21 protein-coding genes and 1 pseudogene are annotated in these 19,583 nt (G+C 63.9%); 12 read left to right on the top strand and 10 right to left on the bottom strand.

From position 1 onward, the window contains the following. Window positions 1-42 precede the first annotated feature (42 nt). Window positions 43-2,004: a Kelch repeat-containing protein gene (locus OHZ10_RS38060; RefSeq protein ID WP_342706241.1), complete on the top strand. Its 1,962-nt coding sequence runs from the start codon at window positions 43-45 to the stop codon at window positions 2,002-2,004. Between the two features lie 239 nt (window positions 2,005-2,243). Here OHZ10_RS38060 and OHZ10_RS38065 read toward each other — a convergent pair whose 3' ends face one another. Further along, window positions 2,244-3,224: a helix-turn-helix transcriptional regulator gene (locus OHZ10_RS38065; protein WP_059241282.1), complete on the bottom strand. Its 981-nt coding sequence runs from the start codon at window positions 3,222-3,224 to the stop codon at window positions 2,244-2,246. 100 nt (window positions 3,225-3,324) lie between these two features. On the opposite strand from OHZ10_RS38065, the gene OHZ10_RS38070 reads away from it, so the two are divergent. Further along, window positions 3,325-3,987 carry a glutathione S-transferase family protein gene (locus OHZ10_RS38070; RefSeq protein WP_342706242.1) on the top strand — a complete coding sequence of 221 codons (663 nt, stop codon included), beginning with the start codon at window positions 3,325-3,327 and terminating at the stop codon, window positions 3,985-3,987. 74 nt (window positions 3,988-4,061) lie between these two features. Here the strand turns inward: OHZ10_RS38070 and OHZ10_RS38075 are convergent. Further along, window positions 4,062-4,384 (bottom strand): annotated as a pseudogene (locus OHZ10_RS38075) (alpha/beta fold hydrolase); the annotation flags it as partial. A 216-nt stretch (window positions 4,385-4,600) separates the two neighbouring features. Here OHZ10_RS38075 and OHZ10_RS38080 point away from each other — a divergent pair. From OHZ10_RS38080 to OHZ10_RS38090, 3 genes are all read left to right on the top strand, one after another. Next, complete coding sequence (locus OHZ10_RS38080) at window positions 4,601-5,518, top strand: acetoacetate decarboxylase family protein (RefSeq protein WP_342706243.1); 918 nt, start codon at window positions 4,601-4,603, stop codon at window positions 5,516-5,518. Between the two features lie 43 nt (window positions 5,519-5,561). Continuing rightward, window positions 5,562-6,806, top strand: coding sequence for a saccharopine dehydrogenase family protein (locus OHZ10_RS38085; protein ID WP_342706244.1), 1,245 nt, complete (start codon window positions 5,562-5,564; stop codon window positions 6,804-6,806). Between the two features lie 124 nt (window positions 6,807-6,930). Then, window positions 6,931-7,410 (top strand): MerR family transcriptional regulator, encoded by a 480-nt coding sequence (locus tag OHZ10_RS38090; protein WP_342706245.1) that lies wholly within the window; start codon window positions 6,931-6,933, stop codon window positions 7,408-7,410. On the opposite strand, the gene OHZ10_RS38095 is transcribed toward OHZ10_RS38090, so the two are convergent. After that, window positions 7,407-8,114, bottom strand: a complete 708-nt coding sequence (locus tag OHZ10_RS38095; RefSeq protein ID WP_340625876.1) for a type 1 glutamine amidotransferase domain-containing protein — start codon at window positions 8,112-8,114, stop codon at window positions 7,407-7,409. The two genes, OHZ10_RS38090 and OHZ10_RS38095, sit on opposite strands and share 4 nt — an antisense overlap. A gap of 132 nt (window positions 8,115-8,246) precedes the next feature. Continuing rightward, window positions 8,247-8,900: a TetR/AcrR family transcriptional regulator gene (locus OHZ10_RS38100; protein WP_059241288.1), complete on the bottom strand. Its 654-nt coding sequence runs from the start codon at window positions 8,898-8,900 to the stop codon at window positions 8,247-8,249. A gap of 99 nt (window positions 8,901-8,999) precedes the next feature. On the opposite strand from OHZ10_RS38100, the gene OHZ10_RS38105 reads away from it, so the two are divergent. Beyond that, window positions 9,000-10,475, top strand: a complete 1,476-nt coding sequence (locus OHZ10_RS38105) for a coniferyl aldehyde dehydrogenase (protein WP_256087726.1) — start codon at window positions 9,000-9,002, stop codon at window positions 10,473-10,475. 46 nt (window positions 10,476-10,521) lie between these two features. Here the strand turns inward: OHZ10_RS38105 and OHZ10_RS38110 are convergent, their stop codons facing one another. Further along, window positions 10,522-11,211, bottom strand: a complete 690-nt coding sequence (locus tag OHZ10_RS38110; protein ID WP_342706246.1) for a hypothetical protein — start codon at window positions 11,209-11,211, stop codon at window positions 10,522-10,524. A gap of 151 nt (window positions 11,212-11,362) precedes the next feature. Further along, entirely contained in the window at window positions 11,363-12,241 is an 879-nt protein-coding gene (locus tag OHZ10_RS38115; protein WP_059241291.1) for a LysR substrate-binding domain-containing protein, read from the bottom strand. Window positions 12,242-12,373: 132 nt separating this feature from the next. On the opposite strand from OHZ10_RS38115, the gene OHZ10_RS38120 reads away from it, so the two are divergent. After that, on the top strand, window positions 12,374-13,006 hold the full coding sequence (locus OHZ10_RS38120; protein WP_059242414.1) for an FMN-dependent NADH-azoreductase: 633 nt from the start codon (window positions 12,374-12,376) through the stop codon (window positions 13,004-13,006). A 49-nt stretch (window positions 13,007-13,055) separates the two neighbouring features. Here the strand turns inward: OHZ10_RS38120 and OHZ10_RS38125 are convergent, their stop codons facing one another. Then, complete coding sequence (locus OHZ10_RS38125; protein WP_174992298.1) at window positions 13,056-13,673, bottom strand: LysE family translocator; 618 nt, start codon at window positions 13,671-13,673, stop codon at window positions 13,056-13,058. Between the two features lie 67 nt (window positions 13,674-13,740). On the opposite strand from OHZ10_RS38125, the gene OHZ10_RS38130 reads away from it, so the two are divergent. Further along, a complete protein-coding gene (locus OHZ10_RS38130) occupies window positions 13,741-14,664 on the top strand; it encodes a LysR family transcriptional regulator (protein ID WP_342706247.1) in 924 nt (307 codons plus the stop codon). A 22-nt stretch (window positions 14,665-14,686) separates the two neighbouring features. On the opposite strand, the gene OHZ10_RS38135 is transcribed toward OHZ10_RS38130, so the two are convergent. Next, window positions 14,687-14,917 carry a hypothetical protein gene (locus OHZ10_RS38135; protein ID WP_342706248.1) on the bottom strand — a complete coding sequence of 77 codons (231 nt, stop codon included), beginning with the start codon at window positions 14,915-14,917 and terminating at the stop codon, window positions 14,687-14,689. Between the two features lie 155 nt (window positions 14,918-15,072). On the opposite strand from OHZ10_RS38135, the gene OHZ10_RS38140 reads away from it, so the two are divergent. Continuing rightward, on the top strand, window positions 15,073-16,287 hold the full coding sequence (locus tag OHZ10_RS38140; protein WP_342706249.1) for an MFS transporter: 1,215 nt from the start codon (window positions 15,073-15,075) through the stop codon (window positions 16,285-16,287). A gap of 38 nt (window positions 16,288-16,325) precedes the next feature. Here the strand turns inward: OHZ10_RS38140 and OHZ10_RS38145 are convergent, their stop codons facing one another. Continuing rightward, complete coding sequence (locus OHZ10_RS38145; RefSeq protein ID WP_174992302.1) at window positions 16,326-17,135, bottom strand: glutathione S-transferase family protein; 810 nt, start codon at window positions 17,133-17,135, stop codon at window positions 16,326-16,328. Between the two features lie 206 nt (window positions 17,136-17,341). Here OHZ10_RS38145 and OHZ10_RS38150 point away from each other — a divergent pair, with 206 nt between their 5' ends. Together OHZ10_RS38150 and OHZ10_RS38155 are read left to right on the top strand one after the other, a co-directional pair. Beyond that, complete coding sequence (locus OHZ10_RS38150; RefSeq protein ID WP_174992303.1) at window positions 17,342-17,719, top strand: RidA family protein; 378 nt, start codon at window positions 17,342-17,344, stop codon at window positions 17,717-17,719. A 317-nt stretch (window positions 17,720-18,036) separates the two neighbouring features. Beyond that, window positions 18,037-18,369, top strand: a complete 333-nt coding sequence (locus tag OHZ10_RS38155) for a cupin domain-containing protein (RefSeq protein ID WP_342706250.1) — start codon at window positions 18,037-18,039, stop codon at window positions 18,367-18,369. Window positions 18,370-18,532: 163 nt separating this feature from the next. On the opposite strand, the gene OHZ10_RS38160 is transcribed toward OHZ10_RS38155, so the two are convergent. After that, window positions 18,533-18,832 (bottom strand): H-NS family nucleoid-associated regulatory protein, encoded by a 300-nt coding sequence (locus OHZ10_RS38160; RefSeq protein ID WP_059241298.1) that lies wholly within the window; start codon window positions 18,830-18,832, stop codon window positions 18,533-18,535. A 227-nt stretch (window positions 18,833-19,059) separates the two neighbouring features. On the opposite strand from OHZ10_RS38160, the gene OHZ10_RS38165 reads away from it, so the two are divergent. Then, window positions 19,060-19,548 (top strand): RidA family protein, encoded by a 489-nt coding sequence (locus OHZ10_RS38165; protein WP_342706506.1) that lies wholly within the window; start codon window positions 19,060-19,062, stop codon window positions 19,546-19,548. Window positions 19,549-19,583 lie beyond the last annotated feature (35 nt).

Genomic DNA, 19,583 nt, shown 5'->3' on the forward strand with positions numbered 1-19,583 from the left:
AATTAAATGAGAGCGTGTGTCCACTTTCGGGGGAAGGGAATCGTGATTTCGTTCAGACAGGGATTCTGGTTGGGGTGCTGCCTGGTGTTTGCCACGTCCGTGGCCGGTTGTGGCGGTGACGGCGGGCCGGGCAATCAGGATGTGTCGCACATGAGTGGCAGTGCCGTTGTGTCTCCCGCCGGTCTTTCCTACTCCACGCCGTCGGCCGTATATTCGCCGGGCGAAAAGATCACGCCGAACCTCCCGTCCAGCAGTGGCGGTCCGATCTCAACATACAGCGTATCGCCGGCGCTTCCAGACGGACTCGTCCTGGATCAACAGACCGGCGTGGTGAACGGCGCGCCCGTCGCGGCCACGCCGAGCGCAATTTACACGGTGACAGGCAGCAACGCTCAGGGAAGCGTCACTGCGCGGCTGCAGATCGAGGTCAAGGCGATAACGGCCGCTCCTGCGACGCTTGCCTACCAGAATCCATCCATGATCTTCACTGCCGGACAAGCTGTCACGGGCATCGTACCTGCCACGTCTGGCGGCAGGATCGCGCAGTTCACGATATCGCCGGCATTGCCTGGCGGGCTCGTGCTCGATCCCGTGACGGGGGAGATCGGCGGAACGCCGGCAACCGTCTCGGGCCCCGTGTCTTACAGGGTAACCGGCAGCAACAGTGCGGGTAACGTGACGGCGCAAGTCACACTTGAGGTGCGTGCGGCAATTGCACCACCGGTGCATCTGGAGTACTCGAGTCGAACCGTCTCTTATACGGTCGGTCAGGTGATCACGCCGAATTTGCCGCAATCGACCGGCGGCAACATTGCGCGGTACGCGGTATCCCCGGCATTGCCGACAGGGCTCAGTCTGAATGCGCAGACGGGCGCGATCAGCGGGACGCCGGCGAACGCCCAGGTTCCGACGGCCTATGTTGTTTCGGGAAGCAATAGTGCAGGCACGGTGCAGGCGCCGCTCGAAATTTCCGTGATCCCTGTGGCGAGCGGTGAATGGTTGCCGGGCGGTAATCTTTTTGAGGGGCGAGCGTCGCATACTGCAACGTTGCTGTCCAATGGCGAAGTTCTGGTAGCAGGTGGGTCCGGACTGAGCGGCGTACTCAGCTCTGCAGAACGATTCAACCCGGCCAACGGCGTATGGGCGCGTGCGGGGAAAATGCAGACTGCTCGTACGGAGCACACCGCAACCAGGCTGGACAATGGAAGCGTGCTGGTTGCCGGCGGCAGGTATGTGACAGGTGGTGAAACGACTCGCACGGCGGAGCTGTACGATCCGGCAACCGGAGGGTGGACGCCGGTCGGCAACATGAAGCGCGGACGGCACCTGGCGACATCGACGCTGATGCCGGACGGCAGGGTGCTGGTCGTCGGCGGTATCGAGGAAGGCGATTTCGGTACCTTCGTTGCCGAGGCAGAGTTGTTCGACCCGGTCAGCCGGACATGGACGACGGCCGGTAGCCTGAACATCGCACGTGCGCATCACATCGCAACGCTCCTGCCTGGAGGAAAAGTGCTGGTGGCCGGCGGAAGCAGTACGGCGGGTGTCACGGCCACGGCCGAGATTTATGACGCGCCCAGCGGTAAATGGACATTGGTTCGCGACATGCACGTGCAGCGATCCACGCCGACCGCAACGATGCTGTCAACCGGCAAGGTGCTGGTGGTTGGAGGAAACAGTTCGTCGCTCACGGCCGAACAGTACGACCCGGTCACCGGAGTCTGGACGCTGACGGGACCGATGGTCATGCCACGCCGCGATTCCCAGACCACACGTCTTCCGGACGGGCGCGTCGTCGTCACGGGCAACTATGACGCCAGCTACGAAGGGAACGGAACGTCGGCGGAAGTGTTCGATCCGGCAACAGGAAACTGGGCTGCAATTGCCAATATGAGCGATCCGCGATCCATGCATACGGCTACGCTGTTGAACGATGGCTCCGTGCTGGTTGCCGGCAGTTACCATCACACCAGAACTTACTCGTCGTCTGAACGATTCCGTTGATTCGGGAGGCACGCCGCGCGCTGATCGCGCGGCTGCTTCGGATATTCGCGATGCGTCGGGCGCCGGCAATCTGCTGCGTTGCGATCCGCCGTCGTCAGCCAATCACGTTGCGTACCGGAAGATTGCGACTGCGCTGCGTGCGGCAGGTGCCCGAAACGATCCAGGCCTGACGGACGCCGCGCTCTCAAGAGCGGGCAGCCGTGTCGTCGCTGCGCCGGCAAAGGCCTCGACGCATTACGTCAATCGCCGCCCGATCGATAAAGCGCCTTCATCTGCGACAACTCGTCGATGAATTGATCCTTCAGCGCCTGCGGCCCGAAGATCTTCACGTGCGTGCCGTACCCCAGCAGCTTGCGCGCGCCGTGCTCGATCGATTCGATCGGCATCAGGAACGCTTTCCATCCTGGCGGCACCGCTGCGTTGCCTGCATCCGGCGAAACCGGCGTGGCGTTGACCCGCTCGTTGGCCAGCCAGGTTTCGCCGCGCGGCGATACTGCGATATGGGCGGTCAGCCGGTGGAGGTCGGCTTCGTACCGGCTCATCGCGTCACGCCAGTGCGTGGCCAGATCGAACCGGGCGGGGCGCTTGAAACGGCGGCGCGTTGCGTCGAGTTCGAGAACGTTCGCCAGCCGGAAGGTGAGCGCGCCGGGCTTGCCGGCCACCCGGGCAATCAGGTACCACGCGCCGCCCTTGAGCACGAGGCCGAGCGGCTCGAGTGCACGGCGGGATACGCCGCGCCAGCTCTGGTATGTCACGTCGATTCGATACGCACCCCACACCGCATCGGCGACTTCGCGCAGAAATTCGGGCGTCTCCTGCGCGCGGTACCAGTCGACGGTATCGATATGCAGCCGGCTGGCGACGCGGTCGGCCTGCTCGCGCGAGCCCGGCGGCAGGCTCGCCATCATTTTCAACCGCGCGGAGGCCGCCATGCCGTCGAGGCCGAGTTCGCCCGCCGGACCGGGCAGGCCCGCGAGAATCAGCGCATGCGCTTCGTGCTCGGTGAGCCCCGTGAGATCGGTGCTCCAGCCGTCGCGCAGCTGAAATCCGCCGTTACGGCCGCGATCGCCCCAGATCGGCACGCCGGCCGTGGAGAGCTGGTCGATATCGCGCAGGATCGTGCGCTCGGACACTTCCAGCGCTTCGGCCAGCGCAGGCGCGGTCATCCGGCCGCGCGCTTGCAGCATCATCAGGATCGACAACAGGCGGCTCGCTTTCATTCACAGCACGTTACTCCAAATACATGACATCAGGTGTCATGTTTTCAGGCTTATGCTTTGCCGCATCCCCGATCCGTTCCATCGAAGCGAAGGACAAACCATGAAGATCCTGTCAGGACCGCTGAGCATGTTCGGCGCCAAGGTCGAGATTGCGGCGCACGAGAAGGGCATCGATTTCGAGCGGGTGATGGTGCCGTTCAGTCAGCAGCGCGGCTACGAACCCAGGCATCCGGACGTATTGCGCGTCAACCCGAAGCGCCAGGTGCCGGTGCTGATCGACGGCGAGCTGGAGATTTTCGATTCCACGCAAATCTTCGAGTATTTCGAGGATCTGAAACCGGCGCCTGCATTGTGGCCGGCGCGTCCGGCGGCGCGCGCCGTTGCGCGTCAGCTCGAACACGGCAGCGACGAAGTGTATTTTCCGCACATCGTCCGGCTGATGGGGCTGGAAGACGCGCCGGACGATCCGGCGGCACAGGCCGCGCGTGCCGCAGCGGCGCAATACTACCGGCGCATGGAGCACGTGCTCGCGGATCGCGAATTTCTCGCCGAAGCCTACTCCTTTGCCGATATCGCGTTCTACATGGCGCAGTTGTTCGGCGCGCGCAAAGGCGCGCTGATGACCGGTGAGACCCCCAACCTGCTCGCGTGGCGTGAGCGGATGACGGCGCGTCCCGCCGTGCGCAAGGTGGCCGGTGCGATGGCGGCGTACCTGGCGTCGATCGGGGAAGCGGTTCCCGATTTTCTTCGTGAAATCAGCTAGCCGTGTTCGCCGGCCATGCAGGGCGGCCTTCAACCTGCGTCCCGGGCTGAAGGCCGCGCCGGCATGCGCAGCGTTCAGCTGCGGATGAACGCGGGCAAATCGGCGTTGATCGTGTCGGCGCGGGACGTGGGCATGCCGTGCGGGAAGCCCGCATGGACCTTCGGCGTGCTGTTCCTCGCCAGCTTCGCCGGCAAGAGACCGGATCGGCATACGGAAAGATCGGGCCGTCGTCGCCATGCATCGCGAGAACGCGAATCGTGGTGCTTTTCAGGTCGTCGGTGAAGGCGGTCTGCGAGAACGTGACGATGCCGTCACGGTGCGTCCTGGCGATGCCCATCATGCCTTGCCGCCACCCGTACCGGATGACACCTTGCGACGATGTCGCGCCTTCGCGATTGGGCATGGTGTCGATCCGTGGCAAGGGGCGCCGCACGGCGGCCACATGATCCGGCGCCGGCCGCCGGAACGCCGCGCAGGCGAAGTCCGACATGTTCCTCTATTCGTCGCCTTGACCTTAAAGTTGACTTAAAGCTTAGAGTGCTGCTGACGACAGTGAATCAGCAGGCTTCGGGTGTTGCCTGCCACGATCGATCATCGACGGGAGGCAACGAACATGGACAGGCGCTTTACACAGGTCGAATTCGGGCCGCATACGGTCGACGTGCTCGAGGGCGGGTACTACGACCGGTTCCGGATGAATCCGGACCTGAACGAGGTGGCGCGCGACCCCGCAGCCGGGAACATCGATTTTTTCCGCCGGATTCCGAAGCGTCAGGTGGCTTCGCGGGTGGGGCCGACCTGGGCGCCGAACTTCTATTACCGTTCCAGCAGCATCCAGCTGTTGTTCCTCGCGCCGCTCGAACGCCTGCGGACCACGCTGCCCGCGCCGCTCGAACCGCTGCGGGCGCTCCCCGGGTACGGGCTCGTCGCACTGACGTTCTTTTCGTATTCGGTCTGCGACAACGATCCGTATGACGAAGTATCCGTCGCGGTGGTGATCCGCCGGCCGGGTGCGAAAGGGTCGCATGCGCTCGAGCTGATCGACTCGATGCGGCGCCGCAGTTTCGTCGCACACGTGCTGGCGCTGCCGGTCACGACGGACATCGCGCGGGTGCGCGGCGTACACGGGTATCGGTTGCCGAAATGGCTCGCCGATATCGACGTGACCATCGGTGCCACCGCCCGTGCGCGCATTGCCGGCCCGGACGGCCGGACGGACCTGAGCCTGAGCGTGCCGTCGCCGGCGCTGACCAGCGTGCCGTCGCAATCGCACATGGGCACGACGACGATGGTCAACCGTATCGACGGCGAATGGCACCAGTCGTCGGTGCAGACCAACATGCTGTCGTTCGCGCAGCGCCTGTTGCCGCGCAACGTCGAACTGGTTCGGCACGGCGGGCCGCTGAGCCAGTTGCTCGACGGGCTGGGCGCGTCCACCATCGTGCGTCTGGATGTGGTCAAGGACGCTCAGCTGGTCCTGAACCTGCCGACGCCTTTGAAGACGTTCGATGAACCCGGAAAGCCCCGCTAACGATACGAATGCGCGCGACCCGCGCGCGCCGAAGGAGTCGTCCATGCCCCAACCGACCTACGATCTCGTCGTATTCGGCGCCACCAGTTTTGTCGGTCAGATCCTGACCCGCTACCTGTCCGACTACCTGTCGGATCATGGCGAGACGCTGCGCTGGGCCATTGCGGGCCGGTCCCAGGCGAAGCTCGGGCAGGTGAGGGACGCGCTCGGGGCGGCCGGGCAGTCGGTGCCGATCATCGTCGCCGACGCGGCCGACGAAGCGCAGCTTCGGGCGCTGTGTGCGCAAACGCGGGTGGTCGTGTCGACCGTCGGGCCGTACGCGCTTTACGGCGAGCCGCTGGTCAGGGTCTGCGCGCAAACCGGCACCGATTACTGCGACCTGACCGGCGAGACGCAGTGGATCAAACGGATGATCGACAAGTACGAGCCCGCGGCCCGGCAATCGGGCGCGCGCATCGTGCATTGCTGCGGCTTCGATTCGGTGCCGTCGGACATGGGCGTTTTCTTCCTGCAGCAACAGGCGCGGCAGCAGTGGGACGCGCCGGCCACCCATGTGAAGATGCGGGTCCGCACGCTGAAGGGTGGGGCGTCGGGCGGCACCGTGGCAAGCGTGATCAACGTCGTGCGGGAAGCGGCGGCCGATCCGGCGTTGCGCAGGGAACTGCTCGATCCGTATTCGCTGTGCCCGCAGGGGCATCGCTTCACGGTGCGGCAGCATGCGGTTCGATCCGCAGAATTCGATCGCGACAGCGACACATGGATCGCGCCGTTCGTGATGGCGGCGATCAACGAGCGTGTCGTGCACCGCTCCAATGCGCTGGCGGGCAATGCGTACGGCAGCCGCTTCACCTACGACGAGGCCGTGATGACGGGTACCGGCCTCAAGGGCCGGCTGACCGCGCTGACGATGGTGGCCGGACTCGGCGCGTTCATGGTGGGGGTTCTCGTCAAGCCGGTGCGCAGCCTGATGGAGCGCTTCCTGCTGCCGAAGCCCGGCGAAGGGCCGAGCGCCGAGGCCCAGCAGGCCGGCCGCTACGACATACGTTTCTTCGGCCGCGCCGACGACGGGCGGACCTTGCGCGTGAAAGTCACGGGCGACCGCGATCCGGGCTATGGCTCCACCGGCAAGATGCTCGGGCAGGCTGCGATCAGTCTCGCGCTCGATTGCGGCAGCGACGGCGTCAAGACCGGGCGCGGTGGCGGTTTCTGGACGCCCGCGACGATGTTCGACGAACGCTATATCGCGCGTCTGGTTCGTCATGCGGGGTTGCGTTTCGAGGTGATCTGAGCGAACCCCGTCGGCTTTTTCAAGGGAAAGGATAAAGATCGGATGACGAATCAACGTGAGGAGACAACCTGACGTCAGGGCGAGGCAGATGGTCGGCTGCGGGCCGGCCGGGGAGTATCGGAACATGAAGATCGGGGAACTGGCGGAACGCACCGGCCTGACCCCTTCGCGCATCCGTTTCTACGAGCGCATCGGTCTGTTGACGCTCGTCGAGCGCGAAGCGAACGGCTATCGCACCTATCCGCCGGAAGCGGTGACGGCGCTCGATCTGATCACGACGGCGCAGAAAGCGGATTTCAGCCTGGACGAGATTCGCACGCTGATACCGTCCGACTTCGCCCAGTGGCAATGCGGTGCGTTGCTCGACGCGCTCTGCCGCAAGGTGCAGGACATCGAGGCGCTGGAGGTGCGGCTCGCGCACAGCAAGGCGCACGTCATCGCGCTGATCGCCGGGATCGGCGCGAAACCGGATACCGTCGATTGCGCAACCAATGCGAAAACGCTGCTGTCGCGCCTCCCGTCCGCGCGTGCGGCGGACGCTGGCGATGCTGAAGCCGCCGACGCTCGCGACGACCCGGCTTTGCGCAGGACCACCGGCCGTTAGGCGGCCGCCGGTGCGTCGCGCGACAGCAGCGCGACGACCTGGTCGGCCGTTGCCTTCGCCGATTGCGGGTTCTGGCCGGTCACGAGGCGGCCGTCGACGACGACGTTCGACGTGAACGGCAGCAGTGCCTTCTCGTAGCGCGCACCACGCTGCTGCATCTGCTGCTCGACGTTGTAGGGCACCTTCTTCGCGACGCCTGCCAGGATTTCCTCCAACCACGAATAGCCGGTGATCCGGCGTCCGGCGACCAGCAGCGAGCCGTCCGACAGCATCGTGTTCAGCAGCCCGCAATAGCCATGACAGACCGACGACACGACGCCGCCGCGCTCGTAGATCTCGCGCGTGAGCCGCTGCAGCCCCGCATCGTCCGGATAGTCCCACATGACCGCATGGCCGCCGGTGAAGTAGATCGCATCGAAGCCGGCCGGATCGATCTCGTCCGGGCGGGCCGTGTTCGCGAGCAGCGCCTCGTTGGCCTTGTCGGCGCGCCATGCCTTCGACGCGGCGTCGGCATGCGGCCATTTGAGCGAGCGCGGCTCCAGCGGCGACACGCCGCCTTTCGGGCTCACGAGCTGCTGCGCATAGCCTTTCGCCGCGAAGATCTCATGGGCGTGGGTCAGTTCGGACAGCCACAGGCCGGTCGGCTGCGACGGATCGGCGTAGTGCGCGACATTGCTGACGACGTGAAGGATTCGCTTGGTCATGATGCGGGCTCCGTTTGATCGGCCACGGGCGGACGTCTGCGACGCACCGCCGGATTGTCGGTTGGCAGGACACATACCCCTGGCCTCGATACGCTGCCGAGGCAAACCATAACCTTTAAGCGAAGTTCAAGGTCAAGGCTTTTTCGCCTTGGCCGCCCGGGCGGGCTTCTCGGGCATCACGAGCCCGTCCAGCAACGTGGTCAGCGCATCCTCGATCGCGTGATCGCCGACTTTCTCGCGCACCAGCCGCCCGTCGATCGCGAGCATCGTCAGGCCGTGGAGATGCGCCCAGCACGCGGTCGCCTGGCCGAGCGCCGGGCGCGGGCGGATCGTGCCGGCGCGATGCCCGTGCTCCAGGATGTCGACGACCAGCAGGAACGGCGCCTGCACGCGCGGATCGAGATGGATATCCGACGGCTCCCCGGCATCCGCGGCAAACATCAGCCGATACAGATCCGGGTTGCGTTTCCCGAACGCGAGATGGGCATAGGCGAGCGCCAGCAGCACGTCCGGTGCATTCGCCGCGGGATCGACGGAGGCGGCGAGATCGTCGCGCAGGCGATCGAAGCCGATCAGCGCGAGCTCGTGCAGCAACGCGGCCTTGTCCGGGAAATGCCGGTACGGCGCGGAGTGGCTGACGTTCGCGCGCCGCGCGATTTCGCGCAGCGTGAACTGCCAGCCTTGCTGCTCCTGCAGTGTGTCGAGTGCCGTTTCGATGATCGCGCGACGCAGATCCCCGTGGTGATAAGCCTTTTGCCCGGCGTCCGCATCCCCATCCGACGACATCGTATTGCTCCTATGTTGACAAGGAACACATTGTGGTCCTATGATCGGCCGCATGCAAGTTGACAGTGTCTACATCGACGCAACCTCGCGAGGTGCACCATGGCCGTTTCTGCAGAATCCAGCTCGAGTATCGATCCGGCGGCGTTGCTGGCCCGCCAGCGCAGCGCATTCGTGGCCGAGGGGCCGCCGAGCCTGCAGCAGCGCAAGGCGCGGCTCGCGCGGTTGCGGGCCGTGGTGCTGGCGCATCGCCGCGATGTGGAGGAGGCGGTCAACGCCGATTTCGGACATCGCTCGCGCCACGAGACCGCGATCATGGAACTGGTCGGCGTGATCCAGGCGATCGACTACCTGACACGCAACCTGCGCCGCTTCATGAAGCCGCAGCGCCGGCACGTCGGCCTTTTCTATCGCGCCGGGCAAGCGCATGTGGCATACCAGCCGCTGGGCGTGATCGGTGTGATGGCGCCGTGGAATTACCCGTTCGCGCTGACGTTCATTCCGCTGGCCACCGCGCTGGCCGCCGGCAACCGCGCGATGCTCAAGCCTTCGGAGCTGACGCCGCGAACCAGCGAAGTGATGCGTCGGATGCTCGCCGACACGTTCCCGAGCGAAGAGGTCGCGGTCGTGCTCGGCGGCCCGGAAGCCGGCGCGGCGTTCAGCGGGTTGCCGTTCGATCATCTGCTGTTTACGGGCAGCACGCAGGTGGGCCGCAAGGTGATGAAGGCCGCGAGCGACAATCTCGTGCCGGTGACGCTCGAACTGGGCGGCAAGAGCCCCGCGATCGTCGCGAGAGGGCATGTCGATGGCCGGACGATGTCCAGCATCGTGTTCGGCAAGCTGTCGAACGGCGGACAGACCTGCGTGGCGCCCGACTACGCGCTCGTGCACGAAGACGATCTGGACGCGTTCGTCACGCAATACGATGCGGCCGTCGCGCGTTTCTATCCGAACGGGCCGACCAGCCCGGACTACACGTCGATCGTCAGCGACCGGCACTACGACCGTCTGAAAGGCCTCGTCGACGAAGCGCGCAGCAAAGGCGCGCGCGTGATCGAGGCGGGCATCCATCCGCAAAGCGCGGCGACCCGCAAGCGCACGCTCGCGCCGACGCTGATCGTCGGCGCAGGCGACGACACGGCGGTCATGCAGGAAGAGATCTTCGGGCCGATCCTGCCGGTGCGCACGTATCGCACGATCGACGAGGTCGTCGATTACGTGAACGCGCGCCCGCGGCCGCTGGCGCTGTATTACTTCGGTCGACGGGACGGCGATTGCGAGACGTTGCTGAGGCGGACCACGTCGGGCAACGTCGGCATCAACAACACGGTCCTGCACGTCGCGCAGGAAGACTTGCCGTTCGGCGGCGTCGGGCCGAGCGGGATGGGCGCGTATCACGGCATCGAGGGATTCCGTGCGATGAGCCACGCCAAGGGCGTGTTCGTGCAAGGACGCTGGAGCCTGCCGAGCCTGTTGCGCGCACCGTTCGGCAAGCTTGCGGATGTCTCGCTGGCGGCGCTGCTCGGACGGCGCCGGGAACCGGCCGGTGGGCGTATCGAATGGAGTGCGAAGCGTTGAGCCGGGCCGTGCGCCGTGTGCGCGGCCGTGACGGGCCGCGCAAGTTTTACAGGTGCCTGTACTGATCGTAGTCGAACAGGTGAATGACGAAATTTTTCCCGTTCTTTTCGTACAAGACGAAGACGATCTGGTCGCCTGTATTCAGAATGCCCGCGCCATTGGCTTCGTCCAGGATGTGCTGTATCGCGCTCGTCGCCGGGGATATGCTGGACGACCCGATGTTGGCCAGATAAATTCTGCGAGGAGACGTCGTCAAGAGAAGTTTGCTCAAATCGTGGAATTTGAGATCTTCCTTGCTCTCGCTTTCGGCCGTCAGAATGGGGCAGTGCTTCTTGTCTTCGGGGCTGATGAAAAAGTCGACGAGAAGCTCGGATGGAATGAGTTTTATCTTCGCGCTTTTTGCGTAAGATTCGATATTGCTTTTGAAACTGCTCTTGAGAACGCTTTTCTTGTGCAGCTCGGTCCGAAGTTCGAATCCGGATCCCAGTTTCGTACTGACCTTCATGATGAACCATGCCGTGCAAAGCGAGAAGCCAATCATGTCGTTGTTCGAGCTGGTAGACGCAGGCTTCGGCGGCTTGCCGAGGCTCAGGATACGAATCAGCTTCGGGATGAGGTCATCTGCTTCGAACGTCGACGTGCCTGCCTTCTGATTGACATTCAAAAAAGTCAGCGAGGATAGTGCCTCGCGACACAAATTGAATAATTGCGATTCAAGAATCGTTACATTACTCATGAATTCATGTCCCCGAGTGGTCTGCGGGAATTATAGCTTGCGGCAGATGTTGCGCATCAACGCAACTTTTTCGTCGATATTCGATTCCGCTGGTTAGGATCATTAATCCGGACACGGTGTGTGCGGGTTCGCGCATGCGGGTTATGTTCCGCTACGCCCGGTTGCGTTTGCCCGCCCCCGTGCGGGCGGCCGTCTCGTCCAGCATCGTCGCGGCGAATTCGACGGCTGCCGGCATCCGGGCGTCGTGCATCATCACGAATTCCATGTCCGGCAATTCGGGCAGCCCTTCGGACGGGCCGAGTTCGCGAAGCGTGTCGTCGATCGCGCTGCGCGGCACCGGGGCGATCGCGATGCCGGCCCGCGCGAAGGTCCGGATGCCGGTCACGCTCGGGCTTTCGCACGCGATCCGGTAGGGCATGCCGGCCAGCGCGAGCGCCTTGATGGCGGCGCCGCGGTACGGGCACGGATCGGGGAAGCAGGCGAGCGGCACGTCGCCTTCCGGAAGCGGCTCGTGGCGCGCAAACGCCCAGGCGAGCGGCTCCTGCCACAACGTTGCACCCTGGCCCGAATGCGAGCATCGGCTGCCGATCACGAGATCGAATTCGCCGTTTGCATGCCGCTGAAACAGGTTGTCGCCGATGTCGACAACCAGATCCATCCGCAGGCCGCGCCGCGCGGCGCCATGACGGCGCATCAGGTCAGGCAGCCAGCCATCCGCAAAATCCTCCGACACGCCGATCCGCAGTTTGAGGTCGACGACAGTACCCGCTCCGAGTCTCGCCCGCGCTTCCTCGCTCAGATTGAGCATCGCGCGTGCATAGCCGAGCAGCGTCTCGCCATGCGCGGTGAGCGTGACGCTGCGCGTATTGCGCACGAGCAGCGCCTGGCCGACCTGTTCTTCCAGGCGAACGATTTGCGCGCTGACCGCGGACTGGCTCAGGTTCAGCCGGTGGCCGGCACCGGTGAAGCTTCGTACGTCGGCGACCGCAACGAACGTATGCAGCAGCGCCGTGTCGAGGGGGAGGCTCATTGATCACCAATCCGGGTTAATTCAATCAATTAATATCGTTTCCGGATTATAGGCCGACCCGATAGGCTGCGAATCGCAGTGGGCGAGCGCGCATCCGGCGCGCCGCCGTCACTGCTGACCCGGACCGGCTCCATGACATGCGTGCTCTATATCGAAGGCTCACCCAACAAGGCCTACTCGGCCTCCATCGACGTGTGCAGTGCGTTTCTCGACGCATATCGGCATGCGCATCCCGATCATGAGATCCGGACGCTCGACATCTGGGATCTGGCGATGCCCGAATTCGACGCCGCCGCGCTGGCCGCGAAATATGCCGGACTGAGCGGCACGGCGTTGACGCCGGAGCAGGCGGCGGCATGGCAGCAGATCGAACGGCTCGCGGCGCCGTTCCACGAAGCGGACAAGTTTCTGTTCGGCGTACCGCTGTGGAATTTCAGCATCCCGTACAAGCTCAAGCACCTGATCGATGCGATCTCGCAGAAGGACGTGCTGTTCACGTTCGACGCATCGGGTTTTGCCGGCAAGCTGGCCGGGAAGAAGGCGGCGGTCGTCTATGCGCGCGGGCTCGCCTATCAGGCGCCGGGGTCGTTTACGCCGGCGGCCGAGTTCGACCTGCAGCGTCCGTATATGGAAACGTGGCTCAGGTTCGTGGGCGTGACGGACGTCGCGGGAATCGTCGTCGAGCGCACGCTGTTCGGACCCGACGGCAAGGTCGATCGTAGCCGTGCGATCGACGAAGCCCGGACGCTCGCGCGCACGTTCTGACGCTGCACGCCGCGCATCCGGTGCGCGGGCGGCGCGCACACGGCGGTGGTCAGCGCCCGCCGCGCGCAATGGCGAGCGCGACGCCGAAGCCCACGAGCAGGCATCCGAACGTGCGATCGATCCAGTGGCGCAGCGACAGCAGCCGATCCCGGACCGCCGTGGCCGAGAAGCAGACGGCCACGAGGCTGAACCAGCCGGCATGCGTTGCCGCGATGAAGGCGCCGTAGCCGATCTGCACGATCAGCGGCGTGTCGGGCCGGACTGCCTGCATGAACAGGCTGACGATGAACACGGTGGTCTTGGGATTCAGCGCATTGGTCAGGAAGCCCGTACGCAGTGCGGCGAAGTCGGACAGCGGCGCCACCTTTGCGTCGGGTTGCCCGCCGCCCGCCTTCGTCATGAGCATCTTCCCGCCGAGGTAGACCAGGTAGAGCGCGCCGACCATCTTGACGGCATTGAAGAGCCACAGCGACTGGCGGATCAGCAGGCCCACGCCCAGCAGCGTATAGCTCACGTGGACCGTCACGCCGAGCCCGATGCCCAAAGCGGTGAGCACGCCGGCGCGGCGCGACAGCATCAGGCTGTTGCGCGTAACCATCGCGAAGTCCGGGCCCGGGCTGATGACGGCCAGTAGCGTAATGGTGACTACAACTATCAGTTCAGTCATGGCATTGTCCTTCCGATCGAAGTGTTGATGTCACAATAATAAGAACCACACTTCATCGGGAAAAGCGATGATTTCTGACCGGAATGGTGAGCCTGACTCACAACCGATTCGAACGAACCTGCCGTCGCTGATGGCGTTGCGGTGTTTCGAGGCGGCGGCGCGTCACGAGAATTTCAGCCGCGCCGCCGACGAGCTGTGCCTGACTCATGGTGCGGTCAGTCGTGCGGTGCGTCTGCTCGAAGACGATCTGGGCGTGACGCTGTTCGAACGGCGCAGCCGCCGTGTCTTCCTGACCGAAGCGGGCCGCAAGCTGGCCCAGGCCGTCCACGACGGCCTGGGCCTGATGCGTCACGCCGCGCACGCACTGCGCGCCGAGGCTGCTCGTGCACGGCGTTGGGTGCTGTCGTGCGAGCCGACGCTCCTGATGCGCTGGCTGATCCCGCGCTGGCCGGATTTCCAGGCGCGACACGCAGGCGTCGATATCCACCTGGCCGCTGCGGGCGGGCCGTTCACGTTCGATCGCGGCATCGACATGGCGATTCGTCGCAACGATTTCGCGTGGCCGGCGGGTTGTCACGCCGAGCCGCTGTTTGCGGAGCGGGTCGGACCGGTTTGCCGGCCGGACAAGGTTGGCGCGTGGTTTGCGGCGCGTCGCGGCGGGCGCGTGTTGAAACACGACGCGGCGCTATTGCAGACGCGGACCCGGCCGGACGCGTGGAGCGCGTGGGCGGCGGCGGCGAACCAGCCGGGCGCGAGCGGACGCGTGCAGATGTTCGATCATTTCTACTTCAGCCTGCAGGCGGCCGTCGCGGGGCTGGGGGTAGCGATCGGGCCGTGGCATCTCGTGCGCGACGACATCGAGAGCGGTGTGCTGGTCGCCCCGATGGGGTTCGTCGAGGATGGTTCGCATTACTGCCTGTTGACGCCGGCGCCGATGGCGGAGGGGAGTGCGCAGGCGGCGTTGCTGGGGTGGTTGAAGGCGGTGGCGTGATCTCGTCCGAGCGCGGCGAGATTCATTTTATTTTGCTCCGGATTGTATCGATGCATTTTCCGCCGGCATGCAGTGACATCCATACCTTGAATGCAATCTGCACATCGAGGGCGTCGAATGGCCGAATCAGGCTGTAGCGTACCGAGAAAACGGACACGATGCCCGGCGCGAACAGAAAGACGACGAGCATCTGCCGCATGGGCCAGCGGCTCGCTGCATAACTGTGCAGAAACAAATCGGCTGCACTGTACATTTCATTCTCTATCAGCCTGAAACACAATTTCCGCGAGGATGGGGCCGGCATATGTGAAAAGGGCCGTCGTCCTGCCCGATGCAGGTAAAAATCGATAACGGAAGACCGCTCCGCTTACTGCATTGCGGCGGCGATAAAACCCGGACGCCCATTCCATGAATCCACCCGCTGACCCATTGCCGTCATCGCCTGGTGCTGCCACTTTCATTCCATTTCTCGTCGCGAGCATTGCGCTTGCGGCCGCGTACGGCGCCAGCTTTCTCCTTTCCGAGCATTTGCGTCATTGTGGCTTCGATTCCTCGATGACCGGCGCCGTGATTTCGACCGGCATCCTGACCATGATCGTCAGCGCGCTGCTCGCCGGGTGGATTGCGCAGCGTATCGGATTGATGTCGACCATCGTTGCCGCTGCCGTCGTGATGTCCGTGTCCATGCTCGCATTCAGCCTCGCGGCGATCGATGCGAGGCTCGCGTTTGCCGGTGGCCTGTTGCTGGGGATGGGGTGGTCGACGTTTTACATTCTCGCGCCGCTTCAAATCATTCATCACCTGCGACCCGACGCACGGATCAAATACCTGACGTTGCTGTCGGGCGGTCAAATGGTCGGACTGGGACTCGCGTCGCCGATCGGTCATTTCGTTGCCGGCCGCTTCGGTTCGTATTCGGTCGTGTACGACGGACTGGCGTGCCTCTGCCTGATTGCGGCCGTCGCCTTCTACGCGGCCCGGAAATGGACAATACACACAACGACCCTGCCGATGGCGGCCACCGGCCTGACGCCCGCGCGGATCGCCGAGATCCTGCGCAACGTGACGCGGCTGCCGATCATCATGATCGCGCTCGCCGCCTGCGTCTTTTCCGCGTTGTCGAATTTTCAGGCGGCCTATGCGGAGTCGCGGCACCTGTCGCCGGACCTGTTCTTCGTGACCTTCACGGTGACGACCGTCGCCTGCCGTTTCACGTTGGCGCAAACGATCAGTCGATTGCCCGTTCGAAAGCTCGCCTGCGCGTTGTTCGGTGCGACGCTGCTGGCGCTGGTCCTGTTCGTCGCCAATCCGGGCAGCGGAATCCTGTACGTGACCGGCGCGATCGTCTTCGCCATCGGCTACGGGCTCAGCTACTCCACGTTGAACGGCATGGCGGTCAATCTGGCCGGCGAACGGGGATTGTCCGCGTCGGCGAGCTCGCAAGTCTTCACGATTGCCTACTTCACGGGTTTATTCGGGTTTCCGTACGTCGCGGGCATGCTGGTCGCCCAGGGCGGGGTGAACCTGATGATCGACGTGCTCATCGCCGTTGTCGTCATCAACCTGCTGATGCTCACTCACACGAGTCTGCGCCCGGAAAAGGCGCCGGTCGCGGCGCGCTGACGTACTCGAACGGCGATTGCCGGCGGCGCCGGAAGCCGTTACCCGGGACTGTCGTGCCACGCGTGCAAAGCGTCAGGCACACGGTCGCGTTCTTCCGCATACAAGCGCAGCGCGAATCGCCCGGCGGCGGTATCCCGCAGGCGCAGGGCTTCGTCGCGCATCGCGGCCGGTACGGCGTCGAGCGCCGGGTAGGCCGCGCGATAGCCTGCGGGAAACAGGACTGGCGCGGCGAGTGCCGCAAATGTCAGATCGGCCGCCGTGAACCGTTCGCCGACCAGGAACCGTCGGCCATCGCTCAGTCGGCCGTCGATCTCCGTGAAGACGCCGCGCACGCGTTCGATGGAGCGGGCCGCACTGTCCGGCGTGATCCTGAGCGCCGTTCGAATGAGCCGCACGACGCCCGGCAGGATGACCGGCAGCACCACGGCCTCGAACCGCGGCACCCCGCGCGACATCACGCGCAGCAACAGGCTGCGCTCGGGCAGCAATTGCGCATACGCCCAGCGCCTCGCATGCGGGCCCAGCACTTCATCGAACTGCGTCTCGAGGGCTTCGACTTCCTGCCGCAGCGCGGCATCGCGCGGGTACAGGCAATCGCCGCCGTGGAGCAGGTCGATATGTACGAGGATATCGGTGGAATCGGTGAAGCGTGCACCGCGATGAAGCAGCAAGGGCACGCTGCTACCGCCGTTGGGCAGCGTGGCCAGCCGGTGCAGCAGCGGCGCATGCGGTTGCTCGCGATAAGGCTGCGCGAGCCGGTCGAGCGCCCACCGCGCCTTCTCGCTGTAATGGCTGTGCGGCATCGTGATCAGTACAGCAGGATGAACGCATTCGGTGGTCATCGACATGGGCCTCACGCATCATGCGCCTGGCGTACACGATAAAAGCGCGGGTGTGCCTGATGAATTGTGGCAAGTTCGCGGAAGGGCTTCAAGGCGATTCCGGATGCGGGAAGACGAGCTGCTCCGTACCACGAATTGGCAGCGCTGTTGTTCCGCGATACGCTCGTCAGCGTTGGCCGACGCAGATGCGATGCCGGTCGAAGGAGAAGCACATGACGATCGAGTACTTTGCCGAGTGCAATCCGCTCACTCGCAACCTGCCGCGCTCGCTGGCGGTAAAAGCCGGCGATCTGGTGTTCGTGTCCGGTCAGATTGCGAGAAACGAAGACGGAAGCATCGTTGCCGGCGGGATCGACGTGCAGACACGCCGGACGTTGCAGAACGTCGCTCAGGTACTCGCGCTTGCGGGATGCACGCTCGACGATGTGGTGAAAACCACGGTCTGGCTCGAAGACGCACGCGACTTCGCTGAATTCAATCGCGTCTATGCGGAGTTCTTTCCCGGGAACAAGCCGTCGCGATCGACATTGCAGGCGACGAACATGGTCGGCACGAAGATAGAAATCGAAGCCATTGCGTGCAAACCCTGAGTGTTGCAAGCGGCGCGCCGAACAACCGGGCGGATGCACGGGGCGGATTGCGCCGGCGCGACGCGCCCGAGCGCGGCAGGATGCCGCCCGGGCTTTACCGGAATGACCCGCGATGGCGCGCGCTTCGCTAAAAGAAAGTCACGGCGTGCTTTATCGCAACGATGAATGAGCGCGGGCGCAGTTGCGACTATTCTTCATCTTTATGACAGGCATTCATCGACGCGTGCAAAGAAAGCCGATCGTCGGACTGCAGCGGACATTTTCCTTCGCCTTTAAACCCGCATTCCTGACCGGACGGTCAACGACGAGGTAAAGCGATGCAACTTCAAACCGGTAATTTATTCAGCGTCGAAGGGCAGCGCGGCGGTGACGAGCGAATCGACATACTCGTCACGGGGCAACGCCTGAATGTCGAGCGGATCGTATCGATGGGACACGCGAACCCGGACGGGTTCTGGTATGACGACTCGCGCGCCGAATGGGTCGTGCTGCTGTCGGGGGCGGCCGTACTCGAATTCGAAGCGGATTCGACTCGGCACGAAATGCGCCCCGGAGATTACGTGCTGATCGAACCGCATTGCCGTCATCGTGTCGCATGGACGCATGACGAAGCGCAAACCGTCTGGCTTGCGATCTATTACGAACGCTGAGGAAAGTATTGGCGTGTAGCCCGATCTGTCGATTGGCCAGTACGTCACACGCCGAGCGAGGCAAAGTCTCATCGATCCGGAGCGGTCTTTTAAACCCGCCGGCATCGATGCTCAATGGAAGCCCAAACTACCGGACCGCGCGTTGAATCGCGCGCCGGGAATCTTATTCCTGGATCAGGAATCGATTGCGATTCTTTGCGTCCTTGATCCATGCGGGCGCGCGACCGCGGCCGGACCAGGTTGCACCGGTCTTCGGATCGCGATATTTCGCCTGCACGGGGGCTGCCGCTTGTTTGGCCGGCCGACCGCGGCGTGAACCGAAAATGTCTTTTTCGGTAATGCCGAATTCCGCGACTTTGGTGCGGATGTCGTCGACGATCGCCTGGAATTCCGCGACACGCGCTGCTTCGGCTTTCTCCGCCAAAGCGTCCATCTGGGCTTTCAGTTCCTTGTAAGTTGCCATATATCGCTCTTCAGGTTGTGTGTCTATACATGATAGCGGTTTCAGCCGGAAATGATGAAGAAAATCGCTCCGGCTACGAAATTCATCGTCGATATGGCGAACAGGACTGCTTCGAACACCTGAAGGTGTATCGATTTGATCGTTTCCGTCCGATCTTCTCCTCCGGGACAAGCATCGGAGACTCAATTATTCTTGATCTTTTTTCAGAAGGATCGGGGAATTCACTGATGAACAGAGACGACACGCTGAAACAGGTTGCAGCCGAATTCGGATTCGATCCGGACGAAACGATCCGGATCGGCGGAAAGTACACCGCCGTTCTGGTCGACGGCAGTACGGCGTACATTGCCGGCCAGATTCCGCGAATCGGGGAAGTCGTGCATTTCGTCGGCGTCGTGGGCGAATCCGTTTCGCTGGAAGACGGCCGCCGTGCGGCCGGCATATCGGCGCTGCGCGCGCTGTCGCTGATCCGCAAGCACTGCTGCACGCTCGATGCGGTCGCGACGGTGCCGCGCATGACCGTGTACGTGCGAAGCGCGCCCGGCTTCACGCTGCAAAGCGAAGTGGCCGACGGCGCCTCCGACGTGTTGTATGCGGTGCTCGGTGACGCGGGCGTCCATACGCGCTCGTCGGTCGGCGTGCTGCAATTGCCGAAAGGCGCGTCGGTCGAAGCCGATTTCATTTTCGGGCTGAACCGTCGCGCCGCCGCTGGCTGATTCGGCATCGGCGCGGCGACGCTTCGGGCGGATCG

Origin of the sequence: Burkholderia arboris (assembly GCF_038723655.1) — a bacterium.
Lineage (GTDB): Bacteria > Pseudomonadota > Gammaproteobacteria > Burkholderiales > Burkholderiaceae > Burkholderia > Burkholderia arboris.